This window comes from Elusimicrobiota bacterium (genome assembly GCA_016788905.1).
Classification (GTDB): domain Bacteria; phylum Elusimicrobiota; class Elusimicrobia; order FEN-1173; family FEN-1173; genus JADKHR01.
In genome coordinates, this window is the sequence record JAEURZ010000078.1 from 1 (window position 1) to 507 (window position 507).

Annotated in this window: 1 rRNA gene; it reads left to right on the forward strand. The window is 34.1% G+C overall.

Going from position 1 to position 507, the window contains the following annotated elements:
* Positions 1-507, forward strand: a 23S ribosomal RNA gene (locus JNK54_10875); the annotation flags it as partial.

The following is a 507-nucleotide window of genomic DNA, read 5'->3' on the forward strand; positions in this document are numbered from 1 at the left end:
AGCTGGTATTAGTTGCAATCTCGCTAAATATTTTCCTTAGCTGCGAATTTGTTTTTTTTAGTAAGCCTTATGGTTGAAGCCTTTTTGTTAACAAACTGCTTATAGAGTTTAGATTTTATAGTGAAAAGTACCGCGAGGGAAAGGTTAAACATCGTAGTAATACGTGTGAAAACTGAATTTTAATGCAAAAATCAAATAACGCGTTAGTGTTATTGTACCTTTTGTATAATGGGTTGGCGAGTAGTTTTACAGTTTTATAGAACTGACCCGAAACTAAGCGATCTAATAATGAGCAAGTGTTAGACTGAACTCATAAATGTTGCAAAATTTTGAGATGACTTGTTATTAGGGGTGAAAGGCTTATCAAGCTTAGTGATAGCTGGTTCTCCACGAAATCTATTTAAGTAGAGTGACTTTTGCTTTTTGTTTAGGTAATTCTCTGACTGAGTGGTCGCTCGCTTCGTCAATGTATAAATTAAACAAAACATGAAAGTTAAACAGACTAGT